This window comes from Mycobacterium europaeum (assembly GCF_002102155.1).
GTDB lineage: Bacteria > Actinomycetota > Actinomycetes > Mycobacteriales > Mycobacteriaceae > Mycobacterium > Mycobacterium europaeum.
Genome location: NZ_LQOU01000002.1, coordinates 220,484 through 245,527 on the forward strand (window position 1 = coordinate 220,484; position 25,044 = coordinate 245,527).

Consider the following 25,044-nt stretch of genomic DNA (forward strand, 5'->3'; position numbering starts at 1 on the left):
ATCGCCGGTCTCGCCACGCGCAATTGGGTACATCTACCTTCACACTGTGCCCAACCTGGACCCCCGGTCGCTGCATCCCGCGTAATGCCTAGTCAGCCACACAGGTTACCCCGGCCACGCCGTTCGAGCGGACAACTACGGACAACGGATTGCGTTGATAAAGCGCCAGTATCGCGCGCCTTTTAACCCGGCCGTGTCATCGGAGCTCGGGAAGATTCACCTGCCCGCGCGGTGACGTGCGGACAGCTACGTCCACTAGGGCCACATCGGAGGTAATACCAATGGAAGACGCTGCCAACGGCCAACTTCTTGTGCCGATCACCGACACCTGCACCCGCCTTGGCGGCATCAGTCGGACCACGGTCTACGAACTCATCAACCGCAGCGAACTCGTCAAGGTAAATATCGGAGCACGCGGGTTCATCACCGCGGAATCGATTGCGGCATATGTAGATCGGCTCAAGCGGGCCGCAGCTACGACATCATGAGTCGGGCGTTCAACGGGCGTGCGACGTTCAACAAGTTCGCCTGGTTGAAGGTTTTGCAGTCCGATACGACTCTGCCTGACACCGCGTTTCGTCTGGGCGTTGCTATTTGCACGACGTTCACCCGCGCCGATGGCACCGGGTGGGCGTTCGGGCTCGACGACCTCGCAGCAGAGATCGGTAGGACGTTTGCGCAGAACACTGTGAAGGGGGCAGTTGGGCAGTTGGTGTCGCGCGGGTACGTGAACGAAACATATCGGTCGCAAGGTGGGCGTGGCTGCCGATGGCGCGCCTCGTTTGACCTGAAACTCGTTCGTCTAGACGTGCGGGTAACTGCAGAACCCGCATGTTCAGACGTGCGGGTATCGGGTGGAAACCCGCACGTTTGCACGTCAAAACCCGCACGTTTAGACGACGAAAAGCGCACGTTTACACGAACGGAAAATCCGCCTGACCGGCGCGTAGGCCCCCCTACAGGTACTTCATCAGAGATTTCTACAGGGGCCGCGTGCGCGCGCGGGGCGTCGCCGACAACCGAACGCGACCAGTCCGGCGACGATCCGCCCGAAGATCAATCCACGATCGAGGACACGCCCATACCGCCGGCCGCAGCTAACGCCGCGCCGCCGGACCTGAGTGCCCTTCCGCTGCCGCTGATCCACTGGCCGGACGACTACGCCGAGCCCGAACCACCCAAACGCTGCCCGGCGCACGTCGGCTGGGACACCGATCGGCAGGGCAGGGTGCCCAGCTGTCGCCCGTGCGGCGATGCCCGCAAGGCCCATGAGGCATGGGTGGTCGCGGTTGCGGCATGGCGCAAAGCTCGCTTCGACGCCAACCAGGCGTGGATCGCCGAATGCGATCACTGCGACGAGGCGGGCTGGCTACAGGATGACCCCGAGGACGGCCTGCCGGCGATGAAGTGCCCTCACGCCCCGAACTGGTTGGCCTGGTGGCAGCTACAGCAGCAGACCACCACCGACCAGCCGAGGGCGTCGTGAAGCGAGAGGGGCACGGCAACCGTGTCGGATGTGCTGTCGGAGACCAGCTGCCGCTGTGGTGGTACTGCGACGTCTGCGGGTGCCCGCACTACTGGCTGCAAGACACGTGGCTACGCCGGGTGCAGCACCGCCATTGCGGTACGGCGATGGACCGGTGGTTCCGATCGGATAACCGCGACGACTGGATCAACGAGCCGAACCGAGCCGTCCTGTGAGGTTCAACTGTGATTACGTCTGCCCGGCTTGTGTGCAAGGGACAAGCCGATGAGCTCCGCCGAAGATGGCGAGGCGGTGGCCGCCGTGCGGCGCGCCGAATGGTGCCAAGGCCACGCCGCGGCGATGGCCGCATGGTGGTGCCTAGCAGGCATAGACCCAGGTATCGAGGCGGCCGTGAACCTCGCGGCCATGGGCGGAACCGGCATCGACAAACTGCCCCTCGCCGTCGCGCAGGCGATCGCCGCCAGCGTCGACAGAACACTCGACTGCGACACGGTCCGGGTCGCCCTAGAGGCGATCGCCGACCGAGCCCAGGTAGTCGACCGGGTGGGTGCCGAAGCGGCCGTGATCAGCATGACCCGCGCGGCCGCGCAATTCCTGCCCGAAGGTGCACGCGAACGATTGACGCAGCGACTCGTCGGCGGCGACAGCGATTTTCCTCTGCGATGCCGGCGTGCCGCGGCGATGGCCGCCCTCGGCCGGTTGCGCGACGACCACGAAATAACTGCCGCCGCAACCGAACTTGCGCTCCGGGAGTGCTACGAACGGCCCGCGCTCACCCTGCGCGTGTTGTTCTGCGTCGTCGGCCCGATCGTCCACACGCATACCGACGCTGACGGCACCATCGACCGGAACGCCCTGGACGCGGCGCTGGTAGCCGAACTCGCCTACGTCACTGGCGCGATGCTGTACCCGGACGCCATCATCGGCGGCACGTCGTGACCATCCAACGGTTTTCGGGCGTACTGCTCGACCTCGACGAAGCCGACTACCTGGCCGATGTGTTGGAGCACGCCGCCCGCCTCGGCCGGCCATCCGCGCGGGTCGATGATCTCATCCGTCGTTTGCGCCGCGAAGTGGGCAAATCGGAAGCGCCTAGCGCAGACGCAAACAAAAACGTAAGCGCACGTGCGAATCAGCCGGATCCGGGGCAAGTTCGGGCGCATGACCTACTTACGGCGGCAGAGGCAGCGGCCGTCATCGGGTGCTCCGGCGCGAACGTCCGATACCTGCGCGCGCATGGCCACCTGCCCGCGCACCGCGCCGGCTCCCGTTGGCTCTACCCGGCCGCCCCAGTCGTCGAATACGCCGAACACCGCGCATCCAAGCGGCGGTAGCTATGCCCGTTGACGTTGTGTCGATACCCGGGGTCGAACTCGTCCGCGTCGGCATCCACGAAATCAGCACCGGCACATGGGCAGTCAGCCGCGAGGACCTGACCGATGCCGTCGCCGCGCACAAGGCCGGCGCCGTCCGCGATGCCGTAGTCAAGCTGGGCCACGAAGGGCCGCTGGCCGGCGGCGCGCCCGCGCTGGGCCGGGTCCGCAACCTCCGCACCACCCAAGGCGGTGATGTGCTGCTCGGTGACTTCACCGACGTGCCGCGCGCCCTGGCGGCGGTGATGCCCAAAGCGTGGCCGCAGCGCAGCGTCGAGGGCCTCGTCGACTTCGTCGCCGACGACGGCACCACTTACGGATTCGTCCTCACCGCGGTCGCCCTGCTCGGCGCCGTCATGCCCGGCGTCGACGGCCTCGCCGACATCGCCGACGTGGCCGCGCTTTACGGCGTTGCTGCCTGGTCCGGCCGCCGCGTCGTGGTCGCCTCTGTACCAGCGGGCGCCGGCGTCCCCGATTCCCAGCGTGCCCGCGCGGTAGCGGTTGCTCGCGCGCGACGCACCCGAACCCACCGACTTACGACCATCGCAGCCACACCGGCCTGACACGAGAAGGGCACGAACCATGTCAACCACCCTCGCCACCCCGTTCGTTTATGCGCCCGGGCAAGACATCCCCGCCGTGGCGACCGCTGACATCACTAGCCGCCAGTTCGTCGCGGTCAGCGCCGACCGGGATCCAGGCACCGGCAACGTGTCCGTGGCACCGGCTGCGGCTGGTAGCCGCGCGCTCGGCGTGGCCGCGTGGAACGCCGCGACTGGCCAGCTCGTCCATGTCGCCCGGGGCGGCGTGCTGAAAGTTGTTGCCGGCGGCCCCATCACGGCCGGTGACGCGATCCAGGTCGGCGTCAGCGGAACCGCAGTCACCGCGACGACCGGTGTCGTCGTCGGCCAAGCCATCGCATCCGCCCCCAACGGCGGAATCGCCCAGGTCGCCTTCCCCGCCTAAGTACGAGAGGAACTGACAAGCCATGACCAATCCCGTTACCAGCCCGCTTATCCCGTGGCTGACCGGGCGGACCCTGACCGTCGACGCCGCGCTGAACACGCCGACGATCATCCGTAACCAGATCGCCAAGCTGGCCGACCCACAAATCCTGCTACCCAAGTTCTTCCGCGAATACGGCGCCAAGGTACAAGGCGGCGGAATCCTCTACAACAGCGTGCAGGCCAGCGACTTCTTCATGGCCGGCAACCTTGAACAGCGCATCCCAGGCGCGGAGTATGGCGTGGTCGAGGGCGTGGACCCGGACCCCAAGCTGGCAGTGGTCGAGGATTGGGGCGGGAAATTTTCCGTGCCCGAGGAAGCCATCCTGCGCAACAACGTCAACTTCCTCGACCAGCAGACGACGCAACTCGCCAACACCATTGTCCGCAAGTTGGACACCCGCACCGTGGACGCGTTGGGGGTCGCCGACATCGGCAGCCTGGCAACCGCCACAACTTGGGACGGCCTGGTGTTCGTCGGCCCGCTGGACCAAATCACTCCCTCGGCTAACCGCCCGACCGCGCACTTCGCGGAGGTGCAGGAGCTGGCCGACCTTGAGGAGCTCGGCGTCACCCACGACCTGCTGGTGGTTCATCCCGAACAGGCCAAGCAGCTACGCACCGCCTACGCCGACCGGCTCGACGACATGCTCGCCAGCGCTGGGTTCAGCAACGGCATGTTCGTCAACCCCCGCCTGCCCGCCGGGACGGCGTACGTCTGCCAGAAAGGCAACGTCGGGACGGTGGGCTTCGAGGTGCCGCTGACCGTCGAGACGTGGCGCGAACCTGGCACCCGGTCCTGGTGGGTCCAGGCTTTCGCGGTACCCGCGTTCGCCGTCGACCGGCCGTTCGCCGCGAAGAAAATCACTGGCCTGTCATAGCGAAAAGAACTGATACACAATGGCTCTCACATTTGATGACACTCAGGCTGCGGTCCTGCTCACACTTCTCGGCCTGCCCGAGGACACCGACGACCTGGCGCTGGTGATCGACACCATCAAGGACGTCACCCGCGACCCGATGCTGCCCCTGCCCGACGACGCCGCAGCATCCCAGGTCGCCGCGGCCGCGAAGAAACACGGCCTCGAACTACTCGACACCGACACGGCCGACGCACTGCGCCGCGACGCCGCAGAGGGCCGGAAAATCGCGGCCGCCGCGGCCAAGGCGAAGGTCGAGGCCGCCGTCGATGACGCGGTGAACAGGGGCAAGATCACCGCCGCACGCCGCAAGCACTGGGTGTCACTTATCGAGGCCGACCCAGGGATGGCCGACGTGTTGGCCGCTGTCCCCGACGAGACGGCAGTGCCGTTGTCGGAGATGGGGCACAGCGCCGACACGAGTCGTGACAGTACCGGCGGCGGCCAGTGGTTCTACTGAGCGGCCGAAAGCTAAAGGCGCAAAGCGTGAGCTGCTGGGCAATTTTCTAATTGAAAATGTGAAAATTGCGGCGCCGCGTCCTGGCTTCGGGTAGACATACCGGCGTGCCAATCACTACGGCAGGGATCAACTTTCCGGAGACCACTAGGGGCTGACGTTGGAGCAAACGCCGGAGGTTGCCGCTACTGCGTCTCGAAAGATGAGTACCGCCAACAGGATCCGTCTCTTGCAGACGGGCCTTGCCTCAGCTGTCGCTGCTTTCGCTATATCGGTCGTGGTGGCCGGTCACTGGTGGACCACGCCACCGCCGCCCCCACCGCCCGCGCCGACGGTCAACGTTCCCATATTGAAGATCCGGGTCGTTGAAGCACTGAGGGATCGGTTGAACACCGATGACGCGTTTAAGGAGTACGGGATCACGGTGGACCCTGACTTGACGCTGATAAATACCGACCTCAACAAATACGACGGGCTCGCAACCGTGCACACGCGCAAGGGCACCCAAAAGTTCCTGGCGGTCACGGTGGAGGCGGATCCAACTGGCGCGATGATTTATCGGATGGACGCACCGTCGGCTGCAGCCCTGATCGACGCCGCACGGACGGAGAAGCAGAACGGTTAGAGGCAGGGCCGCCGCCCTGCTTCACTTTTAGTCTCATGGGGCGAGGACTGCTGATCCGGGAAACAGGAGAAGAGATGCGTTGCTCGAACTGCGGGAAAGACGTCCCGTTCGCCGGCAAGGTCTGCCCCTACTGTCACGCAGACAAGAGTTCAGACCAGCAGAAGCAGGTTTTCGGTGTGTTCTTCGGCTTGGTCGGCGGCGCTTTGGGATGGTTCATCCACGGCATCCTTGCCGCTTTGATAGGCCTATTCGTTGGCGTGATCGTTGGGCTTGTCGTCGCCAGCAAGGCGCAGTCGTAGCGATCCCTTGGGCCATCGACACCAGCCCAACCGCCGCCGACGTACTGAAGGCGCTACGTCGGCACCAGTCGTCATGATGGGGACCGTCGGCGGGCAGTGTCACCCTCCGGCCCCGGTGACCCCCCACCCCCGAAAAATCCGACCACCTCGGCGGCTGACTCCGCCCCGTGGTAGTCATGATTTTTTTGTCACCGCCCATAGGAATGCTGAGGTCAACGAATGAGATCAGGTCTGGGGTTCGAAAGATGAACGAGGAAGTATGCAGATTGGCGGAAGAGCTTGAGGAAGTGGCGAGGGCGGCGTTAACGGCTCCGGGTAGCCTTCCAACATGCTGAGCGTGCGGCAGGACACCGACGGACTTGTTGAGCAAGTCCCGTCGTCGCCGCGTGCCGGACGGCGCTTTGAGCCGAAGGGAGAGCGGCTGCTAGACGGCGATTTGAAGCGTCTCGCAACCAGGCTCCCCGGTGCCAGCGGTGGCGTCATCATCAGTACAGAATTCCCAGGGCCGCGAGGCGTCGCCGATCTTGTCGCGATTACGCAACCGTTCGACGATCTGCGTTCGCGACTCGCTCTCGGACTCCCGTTCCTCACCAACGTCACGGACTGTCTCGTCGTCGCGGCAACATCGCCGAATCGCGTTCGGACGACCCCCACGCTAGCGCGTTTAACGGGTATGAGCGTGGAACAGGCAGAGCGTCGCCTTCGCTCACTGGCGTCCGATGGCTACCTATCGCGAATGGGAAGTGGGTTTGTTCGGAACCCCGGCCTCAAGCCGGTCGGAAGGGCGTACGCGCTTGAGGCCAAGGTCAACGATTGGAGAAAAGGCTTAAGCCAAGCGGTGAGGTACTCCAGTTGGTGTGATGCGGGAGCGGTGGTGCTGCTCGACGCGCCTCGCGACCTGTCCGACGCGATGGATCGCAGCAGGCGTCTCGGGATAGGCTTGGCCGTCCGATCCCGATGGGTGGTGCGTCCGAGGATCGGCCGACCCCAGCCCGGTTTTCGACTAGCAATGTCTGAGCAGCTCGCCCGTAGTTTCAGTGCTCAGAAGCCCTCGGCCTGAGCATATGATTCGAGAATGTCGGCCGGAGCCGTCGCCCACGCATACTTGTCTCGATCCTGAACAGTTCGAGGCAACGCGTCGCGCAACACGTCGAATTGTGCGCTCGCCGTTTGATACCTATTGCGCAACAGGTTAATTCGGTTCTGGCGGGATCCGGCGGCGGTTAAACCAAGCACAGCACTCCGGAGTTGGTTGAGATGGTGCATCCGCTGAACCTGATCACTGGCAGGCATCGGCCCACCTCTGATTGTGAGCGCTGCAGCGGGGTCCCATCGTTCGATTGCCTCTGCGGTGTCGCGACGGAGCACGGCGTGCAAAGTTCCTTGAGTCACGTAGGAAGCCGGGATGCGGATTCCGGGATCGGAATCGATTCGAAAGCTGTTGGGATCGAACGTTCGTTGCGACCGGTCCCATCCGCTGCCGACGGTGTCAGCACCCGCTGCAACCGCTGGTAGGCCCGCGTAATCCGCGTGGGAAATGATCACCCTTGAGCGCATCGACAATGAGTGAACCGTTCGGCATAGTCCCGAAAAGGCCAAGACATCCGTCAAGTCGGGGACTTGGTCGACGACTATTTCGTTGCTGACGGTCAGAACCCAGACTGGCGCGCGCAGCGCTACGAGGGCGCCGACGTACGCGTCTAAATTGACGCCAGACGCCCAGAATGCGCGCGTACCAGCGAGAGATTGCCACGCGCCCGAATCGACGCCGCGAGCAGTCCGCGCTAGTTCTCGGGCAAAGGACGCATCCTGAGTCAGAGGGGATTGGAGCGATAGCGTCGGCGCGAGGTGCGGACTACCGACCGCGTCTTGGCGTTGAAATACCCTCTCCACGTGGGCTAGTCGCTGCTGCGGAGTTGCTACGCCTGGGCCGGCAGATCCCCACAACTCCCAGTCGTCATAGAAATCCGTCCGATTCACGCCCGCCAAAAAACGAGCGTGGGTCATTGCGTCGAAGATCACTTCACCGCCGACACCATTTACATCTGCAGCAACTTGCTGTGCACTCGGATGTCGTGGAACGGAGAGACGAGGTGTCGAGAATGGGCTCAGGACAACGCCATCGGCGTAGCCGGAGTTGATCGCATCTGTTGCCCATTTACGATGGGCGATCCTGCGCCCATCGTGAATCAACACGCCGGACATCAGCTGCACCGCCCAAGGCTGGTTAGTTCGCTGAGCAACTCAGCGCCGTCAATGAATCGTCGTGCCGACTGCCGCTGCAAACAGCGGTCGATCACGGCCGCCAAATCATCGGAAATGTTTGGCGCGAGCTGCTTTACCGGCGGCGCTTGCGACTCCAGAAGCCGTCGGTCGTAGTCGGCCTGGTCACCGCTGGGATCGATGGGGAATGTTCCCGTAAGCGCGTAGTAGGCCAAGATGCCCAACGCAAAAATGTCGCTGGCCGGGATCGGCTCGCCACCCGGCACATGTTCCGGGGATCGCCACCCCTTAGTGCCCGGTTGAAAGCTGCCCGTGAGCGCGGTCTTGGCTAGGTGGCGGGCCAACCCTGGGTCCATGAGGACAAAGCGGCCACCTGCCGTGCGGCGAAGATTGCCGGGGGATAGATCCCTATGGACGACCTCAAGGTTGTGGCACGCGTCGATCGCCTTCGCTGTGTCGCACAGAAGTCGCCAGACATCGTCTTCCTGCCAGGTGGCGGTGAGGTGCGTCGCGAGATCCTCGCCGTCGAGCCGTTCCTCGACCCAGCAGACTGCGACCGGCGGATTTTCAATCTCGACGGCGTCGGTCAGCACCTTCACGACGTAGTCGGAGTCGACCGCCCCGAGCAATTCGACTTCACGGTGTGCCCGCTTGAGAGTCAGGTCGGCGTTCGGTCCACTCGGCAGTAAGACCACTTTTGCAATTGCGGGTGTGCCCGACATGGTAGCGGTGAGCACCAACTTCTGTCCGCCCTGAGTCAACGGTGTGACGTTGTCCAGGCCCAGCGCACTCTCCACGTCGGCCAGGAGCTTTGCAATATCCACGTGAACCTCTCGAAGCTGTCGACCCTGACAGGGAACAAGGCGTACGTCGGATTGCGTGGCTCGGCAATTCCACGCCGTGCACGCCCCTACCTACCCAACGTAGCTTGCTCGGCAGGTTTCGACGCGAGTGCAACGCCGGGACCAACGCGCGACCACAGGACGTGCCGTACGCCAACGCGTACGCCAACCACACCAATTTCGGGCCGATCCGCGGGTGTCCGTCGGCGTCGCCGAATTGTGCTGACCTGCGCACACCGCACTGGGGCGGTCGGGAGCAAACCCCCTTCGGCTATCTGGGGGTCAAGTGGTCGCAGGTTCAAATCCTGTCAGCCCGACCAAGCCGAAACGGCTTCGACCTGCGACGAAGGAACGCTCGTCAAGACGAAATGACCCGAAGCTGGGGACCATTTGGGGACCGTAAGTGCCGGAGAGCAAGTCTCCAGCGTTGGTCACGGACTGCCGGCTGGGGTGTTATCGCCCTCTACGGCTATCACCTCGCCCTCCAGCGGACCCGGCGAGACGTTGAGGAGCTGCAGGCCCGGCGATGTGCGAACACCCCTACCACTGTTGACGTGGCGATCGCAGCTGCTGGCGAGTTCCTGAATCGGCAAGCAGCCGCCCGTATCGCTTACCTGACCGCGAACTTAGACATCGCACGGGTGATTTTCACCCATCTGGCTTCCACCGAAATGAGCACCACCCTGGCGAAACCGGTGGCATAGCGGCCGGCATCGGTGCGGTTGCGAGCCATCCGGATCAGCCGACCAACACCAGCTCTGCCGCGACGGCGGCCGCGCACACCGCCGACACGATCGAGAGTGCAATCCAGTCAGCAACTTTCGGCCGCGATGGGGCCGCCGAGATCTGGCCGGAGCCGCCGCGAGCGGTGATCGCATCGCCCATCTCGTCCGCACGCCGCAGTGTCACGGTGATGACCGCGACGATCAGGTCGATCACGTCTGCGGTCATGCGCCTGAGCTGGGCCCTGCGGGTCCGCAGTGCCTGCTTGGGCCGCAACCGGCGGGCGGCGTAGAGCACCCGGAATTCGTCGATGAGCATCGGGAAGGTGCGCAGTGCGAGCGCCAACGCGACCGCCCAGTCGTCGACGGGGATCCGCAACGGTCGCACTGGGCGACCCAAACTGGCTACCGCGGGCGCGATTTCGGCGACATTGGTGGTCCACGACACCAGCGCACTCAGGCCGAGCAGCACGACCGACAGGGCGGTGAAGCGCAGGAAGTTCAGCAGGCCGCCGAGACCGAGCCAGACCGTACCGATCTGGATGTGCGGACTACCGCCGGCCAATGTCGCGGTGATGCCGACGATGACCAGCAGGATCGGAAGCCAGCGTGGCGCCGACGGCAGCACGCCAAGCGGAATATGTGCGACCCACGCTCCGGCCAGAACCAACGCGGTCACCAGCCCGATCGCCGCCCATTCCGGGAAGAGTGTCAACAACGCTGAAAGGCCAAAAACGGCAAGCAGTTTGGTGCCGGCCCACAGCCGGTGGATGGCGGAGCGTCCGGGCACCGGGCGAAGCAGCACAACGGGGCGACGTGGACGGCGGGTCGGGTGTGTTGCCGGCGAGGTCGCGGTCACGTCGTTCGCCCCAACCCCGGCCAGATCCATCAGACCGTCGCGCAGGTGCAGGGTGCGCGGGCACAGCTCCTCGAGCCCGGCGAAGTCGTGCGAGATGACCACCAGGGTCAGACCGGTGTCGCGACGCCGATCCGCGAGCAGTCGCACAAGACCGCGCTGACTGGCGGCGTCCAGCCCCGCCAATGGCTCGTCGAGGATCAATACGCGCGGTGACCGCGCCAGCAACCCGGCCAGGACCACGCGACGCATTTGGCCGCCGCTGAGTTGGTCGATGCGCCGCTTCGCCAGTGCCGCGTCCAGCCCCACGACGGCCAGCGCCGCGGTCACCCGGGCGTGGTCGTCGGGTGAAAAGCCCGCTGCCGCGGCCACTTCCAGGTCGACACGGCTGCGCATCAACTGCAGCCGGGCCGCCTGGAACTGAAGCGCGACCGCGCCGACCTGCCCAGAGACGGGACGCTGATCAAGCAGACAGGTTCCGCTGGTCGGTATCGTCAATCCGGCCATGATCCAGGCCAGTGTCGACTTGCCCGAGCCGTTGCCGCCGTGGATCAACAGCCCGTCGCCCTCGTGCACCACGAAGCTGATGCCGCGCAGCGCGGTCTTCGCCCAGGGGCTGCCACTGCCGTATTCGTGACCGACACCTGCGAGTTCGAGCACCGGCAGGTGGGATTTGTGGCCCACCGCAACCGTCGGCGCGGGCGCGGGCGCGGTCTCGATCATCGCCGTGTTGTCCAGGGACTCGCTGAGGTTGATCGTGCGCTCGGCGAAATCGGCTTCGTTGGCGTAGTGGGTGATGTGCACCAGGGCGGTTTGATGACGCTCGGTCAAACCCGACAGCACGGCCAGTAGTGCCTCTCGGCCTTGCTGGTCGACCATGCTGGTGACCTCATCCGCGATAAGCAGAGCCGGCTCCCGGGCCAGCGCCGCGGCCACGGCCAGGCGCTGCAGTTCACCGCCGGACAGGCCGCCGGTGTCGCGTTCGGCGAGGCCCGCCAGCCCGACCTCGCGAAGTAGGCGGTCGATATCGGTGGTCTCGCCGGGCGGTAGTCCCCAGACCACGTCGTCGGCGACGCGCGTGCCCAGTACCTGGCTTTCCGGGTGCTGCATGATGACGGCGGTGCCGCCACGCCGACCGAGGCCCACCGCGCCGGGCCGTTCGACAGTGCCCGAGGTCGGTTCGCGGCCGGCCAGGATCAGCATCAGCGTGGTTTTTCCCGAGCCGTTGGCGCCGGTCACCGCGACGTGCTCGCCTGCTCCCACGTCCAGGCTCACTGCGCGCAGCGCGTCGTGATCGGTATGCGGGTAGCGGAGGCGCACCTTGCCCAGCCGCACGGGGACGGGCTGGATCGGCCCGATGTCGACCGGCGCGTCCAATTTGTGCACATCGGGAACGCCGCGTAGCCGCCTCAGCACCCGTGACAGCGCCCACCAGCCGATCACCGAGACACCCATGATCGCGACGACGGCGTAACCGAGGACGAGCCATTGCCAGTAATCCAGTGCATCGACGAAGAACCGGTTGAGCTGCTGTGCGGCCCCCTGCAGACTCCGCATCCGCGCCATGACCGTCGCGATTCCGTCGACTGCGGCGGTGACCGTCCGGAACACCAGCAGCCGCAGCCGTGTCAGGACGGTCAGCGCGATGACCACCGCGGCACCAACCAAAACACCGGCGCCAAAGGACGCCGCGACCACGGTCGGCGCGCCGCGGCCGCGGCGTTTCACGATTCCAGCCAGCCCACCGACGTAGGCAGACAGCACGACCGCCCCCAAGCCGCTGATACCAACTACCAGGAACCCGATCACACCGCCGGCGAACGTCGCGGTGATCACCGCGCGGATCCGGTAGCGATAGGCCAGCAGCGCTATCGGCATCGCGCCCAGCAGTCCCAGTGCCCCAAGGTGCGGGAGGACTACCGCAATAATCGCGATCGCGGCGCACAGAGCGCCCATCACCGATGCCTGCGCGAGTTCGCTGGGTCCTAGCGATCGAGCCCGTTCCGGCAGGATCGCCGCACCGGGCAATGTCACGTCCCGATTATGCCAGTCGCGGCGCACCGCCCCACCGACAACGCGGGCGCTCACAAAGTGCGCTTCGCTGTCCGGATTGCTGTCATCGATCACCCTCGACGCAAACAGCCGATGAGGCAGCGGCCGTGGCCAGATCACGACTCGACCCCAAACTAACTAATATGCCTGTAATGCGGTGAAGGGTCGAGTTTGTTTGCGTACGAAAGACCCTGCGCGACTGCTTGTTTCGTTGCCTAAGCCGAAGAACGCAATTCACAATCGCAAATTGAGAGTGAATATTGGGCACTGCCGACCAGCCATACCGCGTTGCCGTCGTCGTTGTCCGGATCGCGGTGCCGGCGCAGGGCCGCCACCGGCTTCACCCAGCATCAGCGGCCGGTATGGAGAATCGCTATACCACGACATCCGTGGGCTCGATCATGGTGACCACGACCCAACCGGATTCATGCGGTCGAATCGTTTCTGGCTGCCGCGACTGCTCCACTTCTCAGCATCCCCACAGCGGTCATGGGCCAGGCTGGCTACATGAGCGATGTGAGGGCCGGCACGATCGAGGTGTGGGACAACGTGCAGCAATTGCCGATAGGGACCGGCCCTGCGACGGCCGACACGGCGAGATTGGCGCGGCCGCCCGGTGCATGGACTCATTCGGGGCTGCGGACCCCCGGTAGCGTTCCTAGAGTGCATGGCTTCCGCCTCGACGACGTCGCTGTGACTCGCGGCGCGGCCACCCTACTTGCGCGGATCAATGCGTGTATTCCGGCTGGCCGCTGCACCGCGGTCATGGGTGCGAGCGGCGCCGGAAAAACGACGATGTTGCGGCTACTGAACCGGCTCGCCGAACCCACGACCGGACGCGTCTTGCTCGACGGTGTGCCCATTGCCGAGCTGGACGTGCTGGCACTGCGACGGCGTGTCGGACTGGTCGCGCAGGCCCCGGTATTGCTTGCCGACCGCGTACTCGACGAGGTCCGTGTCGGCCGCCCCGACCTTCCCGACGACCGAGCGGGCGAGTTGCTTGCGCGGGTGGGGCTGGCGCCACGATTCGCTACCCGCACTACCGCCGAGTTGTCCGGGGGCGAGGCGCAACGATTGTGTCTGGCCCGGTCGTTGGCCGTCGAACCGGAGATCTTGCTACTAGATGAGCCGACCTCGGCGCTGGATGGCCCCACGGCCACTGTCATCGGCGCACTAGTCCGCGAGCATGTGAGCACGGGCGGCACCGTGGTGCTCGCCAGCCACGACCACGGTCTGATCGGAAGTGTCGCCGAGCGAGTCCTGCTCCTGGAGCACGGTCATCTCGTCGCGGACGGCACGGCATGACTGCGTTGAATGTGGCTTCCGGGCTGTGACATGACAATGATGGGAAGAACCATGCGAAGGGAGTGTCCGCGATTATGTGGCATGGACTTTTAGCGAAGGCGGCGCCGACGGTAGTGACCGGCGTGGTGGGGGTTGCCGCATATGAGGCGCTTCGCAAAGCGGTGGCGAAGGCTCCGTTGCGGGAGGCATCCGTTTCCGCTACGGCCTGGGCGCTGCGCGTTGCGCGCGACGCCGAGCGCAGGGCCGAGGAGGGTACCGAGCGGGCCCGACTGGCGGTCGCCGACGTGGTCGCCGAGGCGGTAGAGCGCGCGGGGGAGGAAGTCCAACCGCCGCCGGCGAACTCCGCAGACGTCCCGGCCCGTAAGGCGGTCCCCAAGGCGGTCCCCAAGGCTGCGCCCAAGGCTAGAGGCGCCAAGCGCTGACGTGGGCGTCACACTGGGCCCCAAACTCACCGTCGTATCGGCTGCAGCGGGACGGATGCGTGTGCAGGCGAACGGGTTTCGCTTCGATGCGGGCCAGGCCGTCGCGATCGAGGAGACGGTTGCCAACGTGACCGGCGTGCGTGCGGTGCGCGCCTATCCGCGGACGGGATCCGTGGTGATCTGGTATTCGCCCGAGCACTGCGACACCGCTGCCGTCTTGACGGCGATCGCCGACGGGGAGCACGTCCCCGCCGCGTCGGTGCCCGCACGTGTCCGCCACTCGACTGCTGTCGGCAACGGCGGCGTGGTGGAGAAAGTCATCGGCGGGATGGCGCGATCTCTGTTGCGTTCGCGCGGCGACGGGCCAGATGTTGCTCCGGAGATCGAGAGGCTGCGCAAGGCGCTGGATCGTTTCGGCTATCACCTCGAGCCGGCGACCCATCCGACGCAGGACGGGCTAAGGAGTTCATGGCCGTGGGCGCGCCTGGCTTGGCCGCTGGGTCTTGTCGTAGTTGGCGGGACAACGGTCTTGGTTTTCCGCGCTAACCCATGGATGCGGCGGCTGATAGGTTTCGGTCCTCGAGCAGGGCCGTCTGGTCGCGGTTTGGCGTCCGGGCGATTCCGCCGACCGGTCGGCGCGATGGCCACGTCCGCGCTGCTGGTGCCTGGCTGGGGCGGGGTAGTCACTTCTCTGGCGCTGGTCGCGGTGGCCGCAGCGGTGGCCTACCGCCAGCGGCTGGGGCTCACTCGGGAACTCGTCGTCGCCGCGGCCCGCGCGGGGTTGCAGTTGGTCGGGGTGGGCGCCATCCTTCTCCTACTGTTCCAACGAGCCGGTCTACCCGGCGGCGCCGGCTGGGTGATCGCGATGATGTTGATCGCCGGGCAGGTCGCTGGCCGTCGCGGCGCGGGCCTGCCCGGCGCCAAGGTAGCCGCCACCGGCGGTGTCGTCACGGGCACCGTTGTCACGCTGGGTGCCCTGCTGGCCGGACGGGTTATCGCCCCGGAGGCCCGTGTGATCGTCCCGGTCGGCGGCCAGATCGTCTCGTCCGCCATGCTGGCCGCCGGCGTAGCGCTGCGGCGGCTACGCGAGGAAGCCCAGCAAGCGCGGCCGGAGATCGAAGCCCGATTGAGCCTTGGGCAGTCCGGCCGGCAAGCGTTCCTGCCACATCAACAATCCGCGCTGCGTACCGCGCTGATACCGACCATCGACTCCACCAAGGTAGTCGGGCTGATTAGCCTGCCCGGGGCCATGACCGGACTGATCCTCGCCGGGGTCAATCCGGTCACCGCGATTCGCTACCAGATCGTGGTGATGTACATGCTGTTGGCCGCCACCGCGCTCTCCGCGCTCACTGCCGCCCGTCTCGCAGAACGGGAACTCTTCGACGAGGCCCAGCGCCTGGTTCAGGTGGATCAGGCAAGCGAACCGAGCTGACTTGAACGTCGGCGCTGTTGCCGAGCACCACGTGATACTCAAAGTGATGGGGAAGGTTGGTGCCTGTAGAAGCGTATCGGCTCCTTATCGCTGGGACGCTTCTCCGACACTGTGGTGCTGAAAGTAGTTGATGGCGTGCGGATACGAGCCGTGTGGACCCAACCCGGTGATCGCCTCAAAGCGTTCGATCAGCCGGTCTTCGCCCTCCGGTGAATGCACTTTCTTGGCGCGGCGCTGCCGATGTGGGTGCATCTGAGTAACTATGACCGCTTGTTCCCGTCTCAGGATGTACACACCGGGCGTGGGGTGGGCAAATCCATCTCGGCGCCGATGAACGGCAATGCGCGTGCCTGTTGCTCAGTCAGCCGGAGAAGTTGACGCAAACGCGCGTTGTCGGCACGCAGAGTGTCCAACTCGCCAGGGAAATTCTCCATGCCGCTAGCGGTTACTTCTCCTTGAGTATCAGATGTAGCCGAGCCAGCCAAACATGGCGTCGTAGAAGGCGATCGACTCGTCGTATTCCACGACGTTGAACTCCACGTGGTGAACACCCCGCCAGCGCATCATGCGTCCTCAACGAATCGGATGCGCCGGGAAACTCGGTCGTGCTCACAGTGGAGAGTTGCTATCAACGAACCATTGGGGCTTCAAATGGGCGCAGCCCAAAGCGTCACGACCCGCTTGCAATCCACTGTTTGGCTGCCTCGGTCTGACCGGCGGGGAAGTGCTTGATCTCCGCAGACACGAAATGTGACGTGAGATGTTCTGCGACATCGCCTAGCGCCGAGTCTGTTACGACGGCGACCTTCTTGACGTGCTTGTGGTGATCCCGAACAAACCGGAAGTGGTTGACCATCGAGCCAAAATCTGCCCACCCGGGAAACGATGGCGCATCGATGATGACGCCGGCGAGATCGCCGGTTGCCTCGATGTGCGGATCGACCGCCTTCGCGAGTTTGACGAAGTCGTCCTTGTCGAGCCGAGACTCCGGTCGCACGAGCAAGATAGAGCGCGCGGTGTCCAGGTCGTAATCAATCATTTGTTCCCTCAATCTGATCGTTTGCGGCTATTGCGCGTAACGCACCGACTGCACCGCAAGCGTGCGCCTTGCGCATCGTCCTGGGTAGGGGAGAAGGTCATCGATCCACTTCCGGCATGGCGTTTGACCATCTTGGACATCAGTGGCTAGTACATCTTGTCGACGCGTCTGGACCCCGGTTGGGGACCATCCTGGGACCACCACGTCATACGCGATGCTGAACGGCCTGCGCGTGAATGAACCTCATACGCGAGAGACCAAAAGCCCGCAGGCTTCCCGCGAGCTGCGAAGACACGTTGTCGCCACTCACTCGGGGTCAAGTGTGCGCAGGGTCAAATCGTGTCAGCCCGGCGCTTCCACCAGCGGAAAAGCTGCGGCGTTAGGTCCCGTCCCATCCGGCGGCAGCTGATGCTCCGGCCCCTGCAGCGCCGGTGATCAGCAGCCGACCGGACCGCCGCCCGCTGGGCAGCTGGGAATGTTGATGGGAACGCAGCTCACCGACGTCGTCGAGACGGCGAACGCGAGCAGCACTGCGAACATGATTTTCTTCCCCCCGGCCATAGCCCGAGAGCCTACGCACCGTCCGGACCCACGGGGGAGATTTGGCGCCGTAATGTGGAACCGGTTGCAGCGCAACGCAATAGCGCGTTATTGCCGCCAGGGCGGATAACGGCCTGGCAGCCGCAACGGTGCGCCTCGGTCGATTGTGACGAACCTCAACCGGCCAAAGTGATGCCCGTCATAGCCTTATCAGCCTCACTGAGGGCATCGGTCCTAACCAATCGTTTGTGTACTCCTTGTTGAGTCGCTCGATCGAGTCGATCAACGCCTGCTACCGGCGCGCGATCCGTGCCCGCGGGCACTTCCCGACTGATCAGGCCGCGATGAAATGCCTGTATCCCGTCACCCGGTCACTGGATCGACCGAGGCAGGGCACGACGGGCAATGAGGTGGAAGCCCGCACTCAACGCGTTCGCGATCACCTAGGGACAGCCCCGGGCTGGGGCTAAGGCCCCCGAGGTCGAGCCGGGAACTTATTCCAGGCCCGCCGCGAACTCGGCACCAGTGAGGTTGTTCGCCCATTCCGCAAGCAGTGGCGCGTTGAGTTGGGGTTGGATTCCCGAGGTTCCCGCCAAGCCCGGTGCGTCCCAGAAGCTGAAAAATCCCGGCGGCGTCGTCGGGACGGCCGGGATGTTGGGGGCGAGGGGGGTGGTGACGATGCCGAGGTGATCGACGGAGAGGGATCCGACGACGGCGCCGCCGGAGTTGGCGGAGTTGATGGTGAGGCCCTCGGGCCCGACGGTTTCGAGGGGGCCGGGCCCGAAGATGAGGGTGCCGCCGGGGTCGACGGTGGCGGTGCCGTAAGCGTTCAGGACGCCGCCGTTACCCACGGAGACGGTGCCGCCGTCGAGGAGGGTGCCGCCGTTGCTCACGGAGACGGTGCCGCTGTCGGTGAGGTGGCCGGTGAGGGTGTCGCCGCTGCTCACGTAGACGGTGCCGCTGTCGGTGAGGGTGCCGCCGTTGCTCACGGAGACGGTGCCGTAGTTGTCCAGGGTGCCGCCGGTGTGGATGGTGAGGGTGCCGCTGTCGTTCAGGACGCCGGGGCCCAGGGAGACGGAGCCGTAGTCGTTCAGGACGCCGCTATGGCCGACGGTCACGGTGCCGCCGTTGAAGCTGAGGGTGCCGCCGGTGTTGATGGTGAAGGTGCCGTTGTCGGTGAGGGTGCCGCCGGTGCTCAGATAGACGCCGCCGCTGTCGGTAAGGGTGCCGCCGGGGTCGACAGTGGTGGTGCCGTAAGCGTTCAGGACGCCGCCGTTACCCACGGAGACGGTGCCGCTGTCGGTGAGGGTGCCGCCGTTGCTCACGTAGACGGTGCCGTTGTCGGTGAGGGTGCCGCCGTTGCTCACGGAGACGGTGGCGTAGTCGTCCAGGGCGCCGCCGTTGCTCACGGTGAGGGTGCCGCTGTCGGTGAGGGTGCCGCCGGTGCTCACGGTCACGGTGCCAGAGCTCTGGCCCGCGATGGTGCCGCCGTTGGTGGCGGTGTTGCCGACGGTCAGGGTGCCGGAGTTGGTCACGGTGCCGCCGGTGATGTTCAGGGCGCCAGAGCCGCCGGTGATGCTGCCGCCGCTGGTGGCGGTGTTGCCGACGGTCAGGGTGCCCGAGTTGGACAAGGTGCCCCCAGAGACGCTCAGGTCTCCAGAGCTGCTGATGATGGTGCCGCCGCCGGTGGCGGTGTTGCCGACGGTCAGGGTGCCCGAGTTGGTCAGGGTGCCGCTGGTGATGTTCAGGGCGCCATAGCCGCCGTTGACGATGGTGGTGCCGGTGGCGGTGTTGCCGACGGTCAGGGTGCCGGTGCTGGTGTTGGTCAGGGCGCCGCCTGAGACGTTGAGGGTCCCGCCGCCGGTGACGGTCAGGGTGCCGTTGTTGGTCAGGGTGCCGCCGCTGCCGATGGTCAGGGTGTGGTTGATGGTCAGGGTGGCGCCCTGGTCGACCACGACGGAGGTGTATTGGTCGCCGGTGCCGATGGCGGTGATGGTGCTGGGCAGGGTTTGGTTGCCGGTCACGGTGTAGGTGGAGCCGGTGGTGTTGAGGGTGGTGTTGGTGGTGGTTTGCAGGGCGGTGTGGACCAGGGCTTGGGTTTGGGTGGTTTGGCTGGTGGGGTTGGCAGTCTGGGGGGGATCGGTGAACGGTTGCAGCTGGGTGGCGGTGGCCGAGGCGGTGGTGTAGGTGTACATCGCGGTGGCGTCTTGGGCCCACATCTGCATGTATTGGGCTTCGGTGGCCGCGATCGCCGGGGTGTTTTGCCCGAAGAAATTCGTGGCCACCAACACCGCCAACTGCGCCCGGTTGGCTGCGATCACCGGTGGCGGCACGGTCATGGCGAACGCCTGTTCGTAGGCCGCGGCCGCGGTGTAGGCCTGCGCGGCGGTTTGGGCGGCCGCGGCGGCGCTGGTGTGCAGCCAGTCCACATACGGGGCGGCCGCACCGGCCATCGCCGAGGCTGAGGGGCCCAACCAGGCCTGGGCGGTCAACGCGTCGATTTGGCTGGCGTAGCCAGCAGCGGTGGACTCCAACTCGGCGGCCAGCGCGTTCCAGCCCGCCCCGGCGGCCAGCATGGGCCCAGGCCCGGGCCCGGCGTAGATCAATCCGGAGGTGACTTCGGGGGGCATCAATCCGAAATCCATGCTGTTTTTCCCTCGTTTCCGTGTCGACCGCGGCGATAAGTTCAAGCAGTACAGGGACGCGTTGATCCAACCCGACTCACATGAAAGCCTGGCGACCGTGCGCTGGAAGTCTGCTGTGAGTCGTCCGCGGGTGCGGGAAAAGCGATGCTGGCGCCGGATTTGTCGGGAACATACCGCTGGTCAGTCCGAAATGAATTCATGTCCCCTTTAGGTACGTATATCGGCCGACCACCGCCCTTTTAAGAGGCGGTGGCCACCATCGCGTTCTGCTTGCAGCGCCATCGTGCTGGGCGCCGGCAGCGGGCGCCCAAGAAGGTGGGTCAGCCAGGGGTGGCCCTTGCCCGCGGCCCCTGCTGATGGAGTTACCGGGCGACCGGTGGATCTGCGCGCTTGAACCTTGGCCCGGCGGCCACCTCAGCGATCGCATTATCGAGGCGGTCACGGCGGTCCACGGTGGACACCATGGTGTCGAAGGCCGCGTCGTAGGCCGGCTGTCGTCCTGGCGGGGAAGGTGCGCGGCCGCTTCCCCAGCTGGTGATTGCCGGACCAGGTTTTCCCGCCGGAGTGCACGATCCCTTGTCGTGAAAGCGGTTTCGAGACGCGATGCCGGGCCGACATCAAGGTCCCGGCGTCCTTGCGAGCCCGCACGAGGTCCGGGGCTGCCTCATGCTCGATGCTCGGAATCGTTACCTCTGTCACCTGACCCAAGTGGCAGCAATCGGGCATCGCGGGCATCAGTCTTTAGCCGATCCTCACTCGGACCCTGCAACTTCGAGGACGCTGCGACCAAACACACCAACCCGGCTATGAGCAGGATCCCGGCCACCCCGAACCTCGTCGGGCCCGCCTCACACGTCACCGCCACCGGCCCTGGCGAACCACGAACCCAGCCCCGCATTTCTGGGTGATTCGACTAGCCGGCACCCGAACACCTCGCCGGTCTCATTTACCTCACAGCCGAAGAATTGAGCGTTGTTCAAGAGGCCGCTACAGCGCGTGGCCTCAGCGTGAGCCGGCCCGTGCGATTCCAAAATCTGAATCCCTTTGGCCTCTTTGTTGCAAATAGGAGTTGGGAAGACAAGACAACGTCCGCAAATACGCTGACTTCCCTATCGATATTTCCGACCGTGACATTTCCCATCACCTGGCTAATATTTCGTGCTCCCGTAGTCGTCAACGGAAGGCGAAGCTGCAATTGACGATGCGAGCGACAAGAGGACGCGCCGGTTCGACACGATCTCGAGCGCTCGCGGGCGACCACCCAGGGAAATCGACCTCGATTACTCGCCGCTGCAGTTCGAGGACGCCTTCGCCGACGAGGACGCCAAGGTTCTGGCCGCCTCGGCCTTGCCCGCGCTGCGATCACCGCGCCGTATGTGGTGATTGCCCGAGCACGCGAAACTGCGATACGCACTGGCAGTACCTGCTCAGCAACAAGGGGACGCTGGTGCACCTGCAGTGCTCGGATTGCGGCCATCTCTGGTCGACCGACACCCATCGCCGCACCGCCTGAGCGGCGCCGCTATTGCGTGGCCACGAACGAGAAGTTGCGAGCAGTCGCGATCAGGTCCGGGTCGACGACGCAGCGAGTGCCATCCACATTTGCCTGCCCTGACACAACCTTGGCCGCCGCCGCGGCACCGGCGGCATTGCGGGTGGCACCCCAGCCCCCGACCAAGCCGTGACCGTTATCCGACAGGGCAACACAGCCACCCCGGCCCTCGGCAAGAACGTGGCAGTCGGTTGCGCCGTTCCTCTCGGCGCAATGACTGACCGCGTAGGCCTCGACGTCACTCAGACTGGCGAGGCCGCCGCCGACCGTCACTTCGACGGCGTGGGTGGAATCCGACCCCGCGATCACGATGTATCCGCCCTGGGCCTGCGCCGGTGCGGCCAGTCCGACAGCACAGACGGCAACGATCACTGCGGACGCAAGAGGCTTGAACACACGCTTCCTTCCATTTGGTGTGCGGGCACGAAAGGACCCCCGCCGCAGGGCGAATTTGCTCGTTGGCGCCGGCGGTACTCGGCTGGTCACGCCACCCCCGCACTGGCGGCGGCGCCGGCAGATGCCGGCCCAGACTCGAAGATCATCGCGAATGCCAACTTTCAGCGACGCCACGTTCGGAGCGTCGTGCTCTTACAGTGCTGGCTTGACGAGGAATGGGCCACGCACTTTACAAACGCTTGACACGCGTGTAGCAAATCTTCACAGTCGGGCCACGCGGCCTGGGCGGCTACGACAGGCGATCCGCCCCGCGGGGAAAGCCGCATTCCCCGGCGACGTCGTTGATGCTTTGCTGCTGGCGCGCCTGGCCAGGACGCGGCGGCCTAGCCGTGATGCGGCGGCAGCTCGTCGCGCAGCCGGCCCTCGTCCGACGCCGAGCGCATCTGCTCCTCGTCACCGAAGCGCTCCAAATCCTCCGGCGTGATGCGCGGCCGCTTCGGGGCGGCCGGCGGTGGGGGCGGGGGTTCGGTGGGTTCGGTGGGCACGACGCGATTGTTTCAGCTTTGGGGGAGTGGCGGGTCTACTGCTCGAAGGCCGGAAGCACGGTGCCGGAATCTCGGATCTCCCAGATGCTGGCTTTGGTGATGCCGTCGAAGTTGATCTTGTTCAACGTCGCCCGCGAATACGTGAGGTCGATGGCGACGTGAGTCGCGGTGTTGCCGTACGGGTCGGTCATCGGGAAGGTGCCCTGCACGTTGACCGCGGACGCGTCAGGGTAGGTCGCTCTCGCGTACCTGAGGATGTCGATGGTGTCCATCCGGGCGCCGTCCCTGATCATCTGCTCGGTGTAGTTGTCGCGGATGGCGAATCGCGCGTCGACCACGTCGCCGTTCGGGCCCGGGGTGGTGGTGAAGGTGACCCCGTCCGGCTTCTTGGGGGCGGGCGGTGTCGAGGGTGGCGCCTCGGCCGATGCCGACGATTCCGCCGTGGCCGAGTTGCTCGATGGGGCGTCCTTCTTGTGGTCGAAAGCCCAACTCTTGCCGATGATGGCGAGCAGGATCAGCGCACCCAGTACCGCTAGGGCCAGGGCTGCCTTCTCGGAGGTGTTCTTCTTCGGCGGTTCGGTGGAGAACGCATACTCGCTGGTCCAACTGGTGCCGTCGAAGTACCGTTGCAGCCCGTGGCCGACCCCGGCGGGGTCGGGGTACCAGCCCGGCGCCGACTTCGGCGGGGGCGGCGCCTGCTCAGGTGGCATCTGTCCATCTTCGCCGTGCGGGCGGCATCCCGGCTACCGCCATTCCTGCTCGGGCATCGCGACCTCCTTCGATCGGGGGACTACCCGCAGCGGCGCAACTGAAGAACCGAGACGGCCTGATGGCTCCCCGGGGTCCGGCGACGTAAACATGAGATGGCCCCGGCATGACGGTTCGGCGTGACACCAGGCATTCGACGCGTCGGGGTGGCCGGTAGCGGCTATGAAATGACGGTGAGCAACCACCACGTGAACCTGACCCAGCAGGAAAGCTCGTTGATCGGCGAGAGCCATCCCGAGGCTCTCGCACGCATGGACGAGGAGTCGCTGAAGCACTTGCAGAACCGGCTCAGGCAAGCGCGCGAGAAGAACTTCAGCCTGTTGCGGCGCCAGGGCGCGGCTCGGGTGGAGGCCGAGGGTTCCCGCGGCTCCGCCCAACCGGCCAACGAAAAGCGCGGCGAAAAGGTGGAGATCTTCGACGAGGCACTGGCCCGGGTGAGCGAGCGCCTTGGCGCTATCGCTGACGCCGGATAGCAGCTACGAGCCCGAGTCGGCGCTGAATCGAGAGCCAAAGCGACACAAGGGCTTCCAGCCCACGACGTAAGGCTGCAACCGACACCGACGGCCCGGCGCCGGTTACCGTCGTCGCGGTGCTGTTCCACCGCGGTCAGCGCATGAAAATCCGTGGTTTAGAAACCGCATGTGTTGGGCACCCACCGCCATGACCGCACGTCACATCCCCCATTTCCTGACCTCCGCGGTCGTCGGGGTGTCAGGCGTCAGCGCTTCGGTCTTCGCTTCCGCGATCCCGTCTGCCTCTGCCGATCCGTGTCCGGGCGTCCAAGTGGTGTTCGCCCGCGGTACCGATAACCCGCCGGGCCTTGGTCCGACCGGACAGGCATTCGTCGATTCGCTGCGCCCACGCGTGGGCGCGAAATCGCTCGACATCTATCCGGTCGACTACCCCGCCACCCATGACTGGACGAACGCGGGCGAGGCGGGCATCAGAGACGCGGGCGCGCATGTCGTTTCAATGGCGCACAACTGCCCGAACACCAAGATGGTGCTCGGCGGCTATTCCCAAGGTGCGGCCGTGATGGGCTTCGTCACCTCGGCTGCCGTGCCGCCCGGGATCGATCCGGCGAGCGTACCCAAACCGATGGACCCCGAGGTGGCCAACCATGTCTCCTCGGTCGTGCTCTTCGCATTGCCGAACGACAAGGCGATGAACTTCTTCGGTGAGCCGCCGGTCGTCATCGGTCCGCTCTATCAGCCCAAGACCATTCAGGTATGCGCCGCCGGAGACCCGATCTGCTCCGACGGGATGAATTTCGCCGTCCATGACACGTACTCGACCAACACACCAGTGATCGACCAGGGTGCGGCGTTCGCGGCCAGTCGTCTTGGTGGAGCTTCCGGCGGGCCCGCGGGTGCGGGTCCAGCAGCGCCGACGACCGCCGCCGGGTTCCCGTCTCCAAACGAAGGCGCTGCCGGTTGATCGGAGCTCGGCAACTCCTTCCTGGCGGCCGCACGCAAATTGATGGACGACGGGTCGTTCGAGGGACTGACCGGAGCGGCGAGCTTCGACGAGCTCAACGC

The 25,044-nt window shown here is 65.4% G+C and carries 25 protein-coding genes and 4 pseudogenes; 19 read left to right on the forward strand and 10 right to left on the reverse strand.

What is annotated here, in order from left to right; all coding sequences use genetic code 11:
* The first annotated feature begins 281 nt into the window (after positions 1 to 281).
* The 10 genes from AWC03_RS01005 to AWC03_RS01055 all read left to right on the forward strand — a co-directional run bounded on the left by AWC03_RS01005 (position 282) and on the right by AWC03_RS01055 (position 6,164).
* On the forward strand, positions 282 to 488 hold the full coding sequence (locus AWC03_RS01005; protein WP_085238656.1) for a helix-turn-helix domain-containing protein: 207 nt from the start codon (positions 282 to 284) through the stop codon (positions 486 to 488).
* On the forward strand, positions 485 to 1,486 hold the full coding sequence (locus tag AWC03_RS26640; protein WP_142278284.1) for a hypothetical protein: 1,002 nt from the start codon (positions 485 to 487) through the stop codon (positions 1,484 to 1,486). Before AWC03_RS01005 ends, AWC03_RS26640 begins: the two co-directional genes overlap by 4 nt.
* Before the next feature lie 264 nt (positions 1,487 to 1,750).
* Complete coding sequence (locus AWC03_RS01020) at positions 1,751 to 2,425, forward strand: hypothetical protein (protein ID WP_142278285.1); 675 nt, start codon at positions 1,751 to 1,753, stop codon at positions 2,423 to 2,425.
* Positions 2,422 to 2,820, forward strand: a complete 399-nt coding sequence (locus AWC03_RS01025) for a helix-turn-helix domain-containing protein (RefSeq protein WP_085238660.1) — start codon at positions 2,422 to 2,424, stop codon at positions 2,818 to 2,820. Before AWC03_RS01020 ends, AWC03_RS01025 begins: the two co-directional genes overlap by 4 nt.
* A 2-nt stretch (positions 2,821 to 2,822) precedes the next feature.
* Positions 2,823 to 3,422, forward strand: a complete 600-nt coding sequence (locus AWC03_RS01030) for a hypothetical protein (protein ID WP_085238661.1) — start codon at positions 2,823 to 2,825, stop codon at positions 3,420 to 3,422.
* 19 nt (positions 3,423 to 3,441) lie between these two features.
* On the forward strand, positions 3,442 to 3,825 hold the full coding sequence (locus AWC03_RS01035) for a capsid cement protein (protein ID WP_085238662.1): 384 nt from the start codon (positions 3,442 to 3,444) through the stop codon (positions 3,823 to 3,825).
* 22 nt (positions 3,826 to 3,847) lie between these two features.
* On the forward strand, positions 3,848 to 4,744 hold the full coding sequence (locus AWC03_RS01040) for a major capsid protein (protein ID WP_085238663.1): 897 nt from the start codon (positions 3,848 to 3,850) through the stop codon (positions 4,742 to 4,744).
* Between the two features lie 19 nt (positions 4,745 to 4,763).
* Entirely contained in the window at positions 4,764 to 5,243 is a 480-nt protein-coding gene (locus tag AWC03_RS01045) for a hypothetical protein (protein WP_085238664.1), read from the forward strand.
* Between the two features lie 199 nt (positions 5,244 to 5,442).
* Positions 5,443 to 5,865: a hypothetical protein gene (locus AWC03_RS26645; RefSeq protein WP_142278286.1), complete on the forward strand. Its 423-nt coding sequence runs from the start codon at positions 5,443 to 5,445 to the stop codon at positions 5,863 to 5,865.
* Positions 5,866 to 5,900: 35 nt separating this feature from the next.
* Positions 5,901 to 6,164: a hypothetical protein gene (locus AWC03_RS01055; RefSeq protein WP_142278287.1), complete on the forward strand. Its 264-nt coding sequence runs from the start codon at positions 5,901 to 5,903 to the stop codon at positions 6,162 to 6,164.
* 1,041 nt (positions 6,165 to 7,205) lie between these two features.
* Here the strand turns inward: AWC03_RS01055 and AWC03_RS26650 are convergent.
* Both AWC03_RS26650 and AWC03_RS01060 read right to left on the reverse strand, forming a co-directional pair.
* Complete coding sequence (locus AWC03_RS26650; RefSeq protein ID WP_142278288.1) at positions 7,206 to 8,378, reverse strand: hypothetical protein; 1,173 nt, start codon at positions 8,376 to 8,378, stop codon at positions 7,206 to 7,208.
* Positions 8,369 to 9,211, reverse strand: a complete 843-nt coding sequence (locus tag AWC03_RS01060) for a serine/threonine-protein kinase (RefSeq protein ID WP_085238667.1) — start codon at positions 9,209 to 9,211, stop codon at positions 8,369 to 8,371. The genes AWC03_RS26650 and AWC03_RS01060 overlap by 10 nt, the downstream gene beginning before the upstream one ends.
* Before the next feature lie 572 nt (positions 9,212 to 9,783).
* Here AWC03_RS01060 and AWC03_RS27190 point away from each other — a divergent pair.
* Positions 9,784 to 9,933, forward strand: a complete 150-nt coding sequence (locus tag AWC03_RS27190; protein ID WP_158089937.1) for a hypothetical protein — start codon at positions 9,784 to 9,786, stop codon at positions 9,931 to 9,933.
* A 34-nt stretch (positions 9,934 to 9,967) separates the two neighbouring features.
* Here the strand turns inward: AWC03_RS27190 and AWC03_RS01065 are convergent, their stop codons facing one another.
* Positions 9,968 to 12,841, reverse strand: a complete 2,874-nt coding sequence (locus AWC03_RS01065; protein WP_142278289.1) for an ATP-binding cassette domain-containing protein — start codon at positions 12,839 to 12,841, stop codon at positions 9,968 to 9,970.
* Between the two features lie 507 nt (positions 12,842 to 13,348).
* Here AWC03_RS01065 and AWC03_RS01070 point away from each other — a divergent pair.
* From AWC03_RS01070 to AWC03_RS01080, 3 genes are all read left to right on the forward strand, one after another.
* On the forward strand, positions 13,349 to 14,164 hold the full coding sequence (locus AWC03_RS01070) for an ABC transporter ATP-binding protein (protein WP_249025796.1): 816 nt from the start codon (positions 13,349 to 13,351) through the stop codon (positions 14,162 to 14,164).
* A gap of 71 nt (positions 14,165 to 14,235) precedes the next feature.
* A complete protein-coding gene (locus AWC03_RS01075) occupies positions 14,236 to 14,586 on the forward strand; it encodes a DUF1490 family protein (protein ID WP_085238699.1) in 351 nt (116 codons plus the stop codon).
* A gap of 640 nt (positions 14,587 to 15,226) precedes the next feature.
* Positions 15,227 to 16,021 carry an ABC transporter permease gene (locus AWC03_RS01080; RefSeq protein WP_085238701.1) on the forward strand — a complete coding sequence of 265 codons (795 nt, stop codon included), beginning with the start codon at positions 15,227 to 15,229 and terminating at the stop codon, positions 16,019 to 16,021.
* Positions 16,022 to 16,105: 84 nt separating this feature from the next.
* Here the strand turns inward: AWC03_RS01080 and AWC03_RS27195 are convergent, their stop codons facing one another.
* On the reverse strand, positions 16,106 to 16,273 hold the full coding sequence (locus AWC03_RS27195) for a hypothetical protein (protein WP_158089938.1): 168 nt from the start codon (positions 16,271 to 16,273) through the stop codon (positions 16,106 to 16,108).
* Here AWC03_RS27195 and AWC03_RS28255 point away from each other — a divergent pair.
* On the forward strand, positions 16,262 to 16,399 hold the full coding sequence (locus tag AWC03_RS28255) for a TOTE conflict system archaeo-eukaryotic primase domain-containing protein (RefSeq protein ID WP_420845632.1): 138 nt from the start codon (positions 16,262 to 16,264) through the stop codon (positions 16,397 to 16,399). The genes AWC03_RS27195 and AWC03_RS28255 overlap by 12 nt on opposite strands.
* Positions 16,400 to 16,489: 90 nt before the next feature.
* On the opposite strand, the pseudogene AWC03_RS28365 reads toward AWC03_RS28255, so the two are convergent.
* Both AWC03_RS28365 and AWC03_RS01085 read right to left on the reverse strand, forming a co-directional pair.
* A pseudogene (locus AWC03_RS28365) lies at positions 16,490 to 16,585 on the reverse strand (VOC family protein); the annotation flags it as partial.
* Between the two features lie 106 nt (positions 16,586 to 16,691).
* Positions 16,692 to 17,060 carry a SpoIIAA family protein gene (locus AWC03_RS01085; RefSeq protein WP_085238668.1) on the reverse strand — a complete coding sequence of 123 codons (369 nt, stop codon included), beginning with the start codon at positions 17,058 to 17,060 and terminating at the stop codon, positions 16,692 to 16,694.
* An 803-nt stretch (positions 17,061 to 17,863) separates the two neighbouring features.
* Here AWC03_RS01085 and AWC03_RS01090 point away from each other — a divergent pair.
* Positions 17,864 to 18,047, forward strand: a pseudogene (locus AWC03_RS01090) (transposase); the annotation flags it as partial.
* Between the two features lie 1,628 nt (positions 18,048 to 19,675).
* Here the strand turns inward: AWC03_RS01090 and AWC03_RS27705 are convergent.
* A pseudogene (locus AWC03_RS27705) lies at positions 19,676 to 20,245 on the reverse strand (PPE family protein); the annotation flags it as partial.
* 1,203 nt (positions 20,246 to 21,448) lie between these two features.
* Here AWC03_RS27705 and AWC03_RS27710 point away from each other — a divergent pair.
* Positions 21,449 to 21,628, forward strand: a pseudogene (locus AWC03_RS27710) (R2-like ligand-binding oxidase); the annotation flags it as partial.
* Positions 21,629 to 21,767: 139 nt separating this feature from the next.
* Here the strand turns inward: AWC03_RS27710 and AWC03_RS01105 are convergent.
* The 3 genes from AWC03_RS01105 to AWC03_RS01110 form a co-directional block, all read right to left on the reverse strand.
* Positions 21,768 to 22,169, reverse strand: a complete 402-nt coding sequence (locus tag AWC03_RS01105; protein WP_249025797.1) for a DUF4189 domain-containing protein — start codon at positions 22,167 to 22,169, stop codon at positions 21,768 to 21,770.
* 407 nt (positions 22,170 to 22,576) lie between these two features.
* Positions 22,577 to 22,738, reverse strand: coding sequence for a hypothetical protein (locus tag AWC03_RS27350; protein WP_169716497.1), 162 nt, complete (start codon positions 22,736 to 22,738; stop codon positions 22,577 to 22,579).
* A gap of 35 nt (positions 22,739 to 22,773) precedes the next feature.
* A complete protein-coding gene (locus tag AWC03_RS01110; protein WP_085238671.1) occupies positions 22,774 to 23,448 on the reverse strand; it encodes a DUF2510 domain-containing protein in 675 nt (224 codons plus the stop codon).
* 225 nt (positions 23,449 to 23,673) lie between these two features.
* Between AWC03_RS01110 and AWC03_RS01115 the strand changes: the two genes are divergently transcribed.
* On the forward strand, positions 23,674 to 23,979 hold the full coding sequence (locus tag AWC03_RS01115; RefSeq protein WP_167542716.1) for a hypothetical protein: 306 nt from the start codon (positions 23,674 to 23,676) through the stop codon (positions 23,977 to 23,979).
* Positions 23,980 to 24,166: 187 nt separating this feature from the next.
* Positions 24,167 to 24,943, forward strand: a complete 777-nt coding sequence (locus tag AWC03_RS01120) for a cutinase family protein (protein WP_085238672.1) — start codon at positions 24,167 to 24,169, stop codon at positions 24,941 to 24,943.
* Positions 24,944 to 25,044 lie beyond the last annotated feature (101 nt).